General features: G+C 37.4%; 7 protein-coding genes. 2 read left to right on the forward strand and 5 right to left on the reverse strand.

Translation table 11 applies throughout. The features are described 5' to 3' along the window. On the forward strand, positions 1-1,433 hold a 1,433-nt coding region (locus ABZA26_RS06355; protein WP_372713680.1), incomplete at its 5' end, for an NAD(P)/FAD-dependent oxidoreductase. Between the two features lie 100 nt (positions 1,434-1,533). Here ABZA26_RS06355 and ABZA26_RS06360 read toward each other — a convergent pair. Next, a complete protein-coding gene (locus ABZA26_RS06360; RefSeq protein WP_372713681.1) occupies positions 1,534-2,283 on the reverse strand; it encodes a hypothetical protein in 750 nt (249 codons plus the stop codon). A gap of 199 nt (positions 2,284-2,482) precedes the next feature. After that, positions 2,483-2,821 carry a winged helix-turn-helix transcriptional regulator gene (locus tag ABZA26_RS06365; protein WP_372713682.1) on the reverse strand — a complete coding sequence of 113 codons (339 nt, stop codon included), beginning with the start codon at positions 2,819-2,821 and terminating at the stop codon, positions 2,483-2,485. A 175-nt stretch (positions 2,822-2,996) separates the two neighbouring features. On the opposite strand from ABZA26_RS06365, the gene ABZA26_RS06370 reads away from it, so the two are divergent. Then, the gene (locus ABZA26_RS06370; protein WP_372713683.1) at positions 2,997-3,506 is read left to right on the forward strand and encodes a lactoylglutathione lyase family protein; all 510 of its coding nucleotides are present in this window, start codon (positions 2,997-2,999) and stop codon (positions 3,504-3,506) included. Positions 3,507-3,563: 57 nt separating this feature from the next. Here ABZA26_RS06370 and ABZA26_RS06375 read toward each other — a convergent pair whose 3' ends face one another. The 3 genes from ABZA26_RS06375 to ABZA26_RS06385 all read right to left on the reverse strand — a co-directional run bounded on the left by ABZA26_RS06375 (position 3,564) and on the right by ABZA26_RS06385 (position 5,310). Beyond that, positions 3,564-3,827 (reverse strand): hypothetical protein, encoded by a 264-nt coding sequence (locus ABZA26_RS06375; RefSeq protein ID WP_372713684.1) that lies wholly within the window; start codon positions 3,825-3,827, stop codon positions 3,564-3,566. Next, positions 3,817-4,746, reverse strand: coding sequence for a DUF697 domain-containing protein (locus tag ABZA26_RS06380; RefSeq protein ID WP_372713685.1), 930 nt, complete (start codon positions 4,744-4,746; stop codon positions 3,817-3,819). The genes ABZA26_RS06375 and ABZA26_RS06380 overlap by 11 nt, the downstream gene beginning before the upstream one ends. A 177-nt stretch (positions 4,747-4,923) precedes the next feature. Then, complete coding sequence (locus tag ABZA26_RS06385) at positions 4,924-5,310, reverse strand: hypothetical protein (protein WP_372713686.1); 387 nt, start codon at positions 5,308-5,310, stop codon at positions 4,924-4,926. Positions 5,311-5,640 lie beyond the last annotated feature (330 nt).

Below are 5,640 nucleotides of genomic sequence, written 5' to 3' on the forward strand. Positions count from 1 at the left end.
GATCTGCTATTGCCAGGGAGCTCTCAAGATATGAGCTAAGTATCGCTGTAATAGAAAAAGCCGAGGATGTGAGTACCGGTGCCACAAAGGCTAATTCCGGGATAATTCACGGAGGTTATGATGCCGATCACAGCAAAAGAAAGGGATACTTCAGCAGAAAGGGAAATCAAAGATTTGACCAGCTGGAAAAGGAGCTGAATTTCGGGTTTTCAAGGTGTGGCTCTCTGGTTCTGGCTTTTAGCCAAGAGGAGCTGGAAAATCTAAAGGAGATAAAGCTAAACGGGGAAAAAAACGGAGTGGATGACCTCACCATTATAGATGCAGAGGAGATACAGAAAATGGAGCCCAATGTGAGCAAAGAGGCCCTATACGCCCTATACTGTCCCAGTGCAGGTATAGCCTCTCCTTATGAATATTGTATCGCCCTCATGGAAAACGCCATTGAAAACGGAGCAAAGCTTTTTTTAAACAATGAGGTGAAAGGTATTCACAAAGAGGGAGAGATCTTTTCCATAATTACAAATAAAAATAGATTTGAAGCAAAATACGTCATAAACTGTGCAGGAGTCTACTCTGATAAGGTATCTCAGATGGCAGGTATAGGGGGATTTCAGATACATCCTCGAAAGGGAGAGTATCTGGTCTTTGAAAAGGGAACAGGAACTATTATAAATAAAGTGATATTCCAGTGTCCCACTAAAAAGGGTAAGGGAATACTTGTGACGTCTACCTATCACGACAATCTCATGATAGGACCCGATGCCCAGGATATAGAGGACAAGGAAGACACCAGGACCTCTATAGAGGCTCTAGAGCACATTATAGAGGAAGCCAGAAAGTCAGTCCCCGACTTTGATACAAAAAAAGTAATCAGGTCCTTCTCAGGAATAAGGGCTTCCAGTTCTAAAAAAGATTTCATTGTAGAAGAGACATCGTTGAAAGGTTTTGTCAATGTGGCAGGAATAGAATCTCCGGGACTTACGTCCTCTCCTGCCATAGCAGTCTATGTAGCAGGTATATTGCAAAATTCCGGACTGGAAATGATTCAGAATAAAAATTTCAACCCCTATAGAGAAGCTATAATAAAGAAAAAGCCAAAGGAAGAAATGATCCCCATGAAGGAAGCCATGCCTCTCATCAACCTTCCCTTAGGAGACCCCGAAAGAATTGTCTGCAGATGTGAGCAGGTGACAGAAAAAACCATCAGAAACTCTCTGGACCGAGGAATCATGGTAGATTCATTGGATGGTGTAAAAAGACGTACACGGGCAGGTATGGGATTCTGCCAGGGTCAGTTCTGCTCAAGCCGTGTAAAAGAAGTCGTTGCAGACCATTATCATATTTCAGAAGAATCTGTACTTGAGAGAGGCCCTGGATCAAGCTCTTTTCCTGAAAGAGTTGGAAATATGGTATTCAGGAGAGCTAAGAAATAAGAAATTTAATCTTAGTAAGCATCATAAAAAAAGGGACAATTTTTTGTCCCTTTTTAAATATTTAAATGTTTCATTCAGAGATCTTAATTCTAAAAAAATTTTAAAATTCCACTCTTTTGTAACCCTTCGGCATTTCAAAAGCAGAGGCCGGAGCCCTGCCTTTTTTATACTCCAGAAGTTCTGTGGATGATCTCATTGTCTGTCCCATCATCTCGGTTGTCTGTTCTGAATATACTTCCATTCCTTTTATTTTTTTGGTCTCTTTTATGATCTCTCTCATGTTTTCATTCATTCCGGGCATTGTCCCCTTCATGGCAGAGATATATTTTGCATAAAGTTCCCTGTCAATATCAATATCTTCTGTTGCCCATATCTCAGATTTAAACTCACCCATTCCTGTGTTCATGATCTGTATATATTTTGTGCAGTTCCACTGACCTATTTTTTTCTTTTCGTTGGTTTTGGTAACACTCACGCTTACCTGCATCATTTTACCCATAAAATTTTTAAATTCTTCAGAATCTTCTTTGGACATATCACTACTCTGTTGATCGGCAATTTCTGAAAAATTCATAGGCATGGACATAATTGTTTTTTCATTGTGATCGGCTACGCTTATTATATTTTTGTCAAACTCAATAACCGTCTTGCTGTTTCCGTCCTCTACCGAAACCCTGTCTGGAGTGATCCAGGTTTCCACTATGAAATCACGGCTGGGCTGGGTTCTGCCCATGACGGTCATCCCGTCTACATGTTTTTTCTGCTTGGTATATGCATCTCCGTAGGAAAAAGCAGACAACACGGTAAAAGATATAAGCAACAGCAGTATGAATAATCTTCTTTTTATCATAATATTTCCTCCTTTCTTGCACAGGAAAATGTTAGAGAAACGTCAATTGATATCCCACTATTAATTTACCAAAAATAAATTCATATCCCTACTTTTAAAGTATATAAAAAATGTTCTCAGAATTCAGACTCCAAGAACATTTATTAAAAAATCTATTTTACTGCTCTCACTACCTTGTATCTCAAGGTGCCCCGTGAGATCATACTTTTTCTCCCTCTGTTTCGTGAAAGTCTCTGCCCCATTTTTCCATAACACTTAATACTTCCAGAAGCTTTTTACCCTTACCTGTAATAGAATATTCCACTCTGGGAGGAACTTCCGGAAATACCTCTCTTTCTATAAAGCCTCCCTTTTCTAAATTTTTGAGATGCTCAGTCAGAACTTTCTTGCTTATCCCAGGGACTATTCTCTGAAGCTCTCCAAATCTAAGTTTTTCCTGTCCCAGATGCCAGAATATAAGGGATCTCCACTTTCCTCCCAATATATCCATTGTCACCTCTATAGGACATTTATAATCTTTACCATTCCATCTATACATAAAAATCTCTCCTTAATTAATTTTGTGATTTTTTTATACCTTCTTATCCTTTATTTTTCAGTAAAGGGTACCTCTAGGTAACTTGATGATAAAATTGTGCCTACTTCCCTGTATAAGTATATTCTGTTACACTTTCAGTATATAAAAAATAAATTTATTTGGGAGGTTTATGTTTATGAGATATCCAAGAGCATTTTCACACATAGGGATTACAGTACCAGACTTAGATAAAGCAGTAAAATTTTACGGGGACGTAATGGGATGGTATGTTATCATGAATCCCACTGTTATAGAAGAAGAAAATGATACCGCCATAGGACAGATGTGTATCGACGTATTCGGAACTGGATGGAAGACATTTAAAATAGCTCATCTCTCTACTGTAGACGGTATAGGAATTGAATTATTTGAATTTCCTAACAATAAGAAGCCACAGGGAGAATTTAAGCCATTTGAAACTGGTGTATTCCACTTTTCTGTAAAGGATCCTGATGTAGAAGGTCTGGCAGCCAAGATCGTAGAGGCCGGCGGAAAACAAAGAATGCCAGTAAGAGAATACTACCCGGGAGAAAAACCATACAGAATGGTCTATATGGAAGATCCCTTTGGAAATATTATAGAAATCTATTCACACTCTTATGAATTACACTACGGGGCAGGGGCATACCAGCACGAAAATAAATAAACAGTTTATGAAAATTCTGATACTCTGAACAAACTCAGTTTCTACTGAAAATTCTGCTTAAATTCCTATTTTAAGCAGAATATATAAACCCATAAGAAGATTTCCCAGAATCAGGAGGATGAAAATCCCCCTATATTTCTTGGAAGTCTTCTTTATTTTTTCCACCTCTTTATTTATAGCCTCTACCTCTATCCTCAGCTCCTCTATATCCTGATCATATCTCTTGATATCACCTTTGAGAATTTTTTCTGTTTTCTCTACCTTTTCCACTCTGTCCAGAAAAAGCAGCTTCTTTACTCCTTTTTTCAGATTAAGCATCATTTTTATCCCTCTTCACCAGATTTATAATGGTCTCTTTATAGTTTATCTCTTTTATAGTCCGTAAAGCCTTCATCCTGCTGCCCTTTCTTATGGACTTTTCATCGAGATCTTCAGATATTTTACTATAACCCTTGGCAATATACCCCACCCTCAGACAGAGGAGGGCGTTGCATGTTCCTTCAAAGACACCGTCGATTATCTTGCTTCCTATCCTAGAGATAATAGGCATCCCTTTTAGACTGCTGTTTATGAAGGTATTAGCTATCTCTTCCACAGGTATCTCTGATATTCCTGCAGAGGCCAGGGCACTTGAGAATACCCCGGTATAGAGGTAAAAAAGATCCTTCAGCTTTGGTTTCTGATTGTATACCCTGGCTATTTTCCATATCATCTCTAGCTGAAGTTTAAGTACAAATATCGCATCTAAGCTTCCGTTCTGTGAAAGAGCTGTGGCAGTAAATATGGCAGTGGCATAACCCTTTGCCAGAGAATCCACCTCTCTGTCCATACTAGCCTCTATACCACCTAATGCACTTCTTATGGCCTGTATGCTGTTGGCATCCTTCAGCTGCTCCATATTCTCAATGGATATTATGTCTTTTAAATGTGAGTTTTTCCTGGAGTATTCCCGTACTATCCTGTCTTTATGGGAAAAATAAAAATCTCTCTTTTCTTCCGGGCTTGCGGTTCCGTCTGGTCTCTTTATAACCTTTGGCATTGTGAGCATCCTTACCACCGGATAGAAGGTGTATACCCCGAGAGCAATAAAAAGACTCCAGCTTATTACATAGCCGTAGCTTCCAAGTAATGAAGTAGAAGATAAAGCCAGTTGATTGAGCTGATTCAGCAGTATCAAAAAAGAAAATATAAGTATCCCGATCACAAACGGTATAAAACTCTTAAAAAGTATTTTTCTCATAGCTGCAACACCCCTTTTTATTATTATCAGATTGAGCTATATTCTTTTATTTCAGATTTAGTCTTAAAATCTCCTTACTAGAGTATCTCTGATTTTACCAAAAAAGAAAAGTATTTTTTGTGAAAATTAAAATAAGGTCAGGAGAAACTCCTGACCTTTAATACATAATTTTAGTTTTTATGAAATTTTTATAATTTCACCTTCACGAGTATATTCTACTTTTATCTGTCTTGTTTCTCCTTTTCCATCAAAAGCCATTTCTAAAGGCATAGTTAAAAGCTCACTTATAAAACATGTTCCTAAATCTAATAAAACATACACGGCTGCTCTCCCAGCACTTGGTTCATTTCCAATAGTATACTGGTATGTTGAAATTATATTCCCACTGTCTAATTGCTCTGTATGGATAGGACTTCTCAATTCTCCTTCAACAACAGCTTTAGAATTCCCCTTTTGTATTACTGCCAAATTAGGATCTTTGTCTCCTTGAAGAGCCATAACAGCAGAACATCCATTCATAAATAATGCGGCAAGTAGTAAAACTCCAATCGTAACCTTTTTCATAAAACTCATCTCTCCCCTTGTTCTTAAATTTAATTAAAAAAATCAATCTAGTGTACCTCGTTAAATATATATAGTCAACCCTAATAGTGAAATTTTTATTAAAAAAAATCATAATGGGAGCTATCGTTAGGTATATTTAATATAAACACCTTTATATAGATTAAACTTTGCGACTAAAAAAATGATGGCTTTTAGCAATATATTGTTAAAATCCTATTTAACTAAAAGCTTCTCGTAGCAGTAAAAAGGCTTCTCTTTACCTGGAAATCTTATTTCGCCCACAATTCTGAATCCGCACTTTTTAAATAATGCATCCATTTTTTCATTTAC

Source organism: Ilyobacter sp., assembly GCF_041583315.1.
GTDB lineage: Bacteria > Fusobacteriota > Fusobacteriia > Fusobacteriales > Fusobacteriaceae > Ilyobacter.

Bases quoted from the DNA above. Each gene is read 5' to 3' on its own strand.
- ABZA26_RS06360 (WP_372713681.1), bottom strand. From the start codon at position 2,283: ATGATAAAAAGAAGATTATTCATACTGCTGTTGCTTATATCTTTTACC.
- ABZA26_RS06365 (WP_372713682.1), bottom strand. From the start codon at position 2,821: ATGTATAGATGGAATGGTAAAGATTATAAATGTCCTATAGAGGTGACA.
- ABZA26_RS06370 (WP_372713683.1), top strand. From the start codon at position 2,997: ATGAGATATCCAAGAGCATTTTCACACATAGGGATTACAGTACCAGAC.
- ABZA26_RS06375 (WP_372713684.1), bottom strand. From the start codon at position 3,827: ATGATGCTTAATCTGAAAAAAGGAGTAAAGAAGCTGCTTTTTCTGGAC.
- ABZA26_RS06380 (WP_372713685.1), bottom strand. From the start codon at position 4,746: ATGAGAAAAATACTTTTTAAGAGTTTTATACCGTTTGTGATCGGGATA.
- ABZA26_RS06385 (WP_372713686.1), bottom strand. From the start codon at position 5,310: ATGAAAAAGGTTACGATTGGAGTTTTACTACTTGCCGCATTATTTATG.